Consider the following 598-nt stretch of genomic DNA (forward strand, 5'->3'; position numbering starts at 1 on the left):
CTCTGAAAAATAGATTGACTGAAATTTTTCAGAGTCAATGAAAAATAGATTGACTGAAATTTTTATTCCATGCGATCCATTCAGATCAGGAGGTGCCGCTTGCTTGTTAGGCAGAGGATTGAAGCGAAGGCGGAGAACATGACCGCGAGCGAGCGCAAGCTGGCCGCTGCTTTGCTCAGCGACTACCCCTATGCGGGTTTGGTCACGATTCAGGAACTCGCGCGCCGGGCCGAGGTATCGGCCCCGTCGATCTCTCGGTTTGTCACCAAGATCGGACTGGGCGGTTATCAGGAATTCCAACGTGCTCTCTTGTCGGAATTGAAAGAAGGCCAACGCTCGCCCACCGATCTGCACGGCGAAGGGCGCAGTGTTGATGGAGGGTTCTTACGTGATTTCATCGCGCGCGCCTCGTCCCAGATGGCGCTGTCGGCAGAAGGCATCACCGAGGCGCAGTTTCAGCGCATATGCTCGGTACTGAGCCAGCCTAAAAGCGATGTCTATATCTTGGGCGGTCGGATCAGTGACACCATCGCGCAGCATTTGTCCTTTCACCTGCGCCAAACCCGCAGCGGCGTGTATCATCTTCCGGCCAACAATG

The 598-nt window shown here is 54.7% G+C and carries 1 protein-coding gene; it reads left to right on the top strand.

What is annotated here, in order from left to right:
- Positions 1-138: 138 nt before the first annotated feature.
- Positions 139-598, top strand: a 460-nt coding sequence (locus ACR0E6_RS22690) for a MurR/RpiR family transcriptional regulator (RefSeq protein WP_480587638.1), incomplete at its 3' end; no start/stop codon positions are given.

Source organism: Ruegeria sp. AP12 (assembly GCF_056540025.1).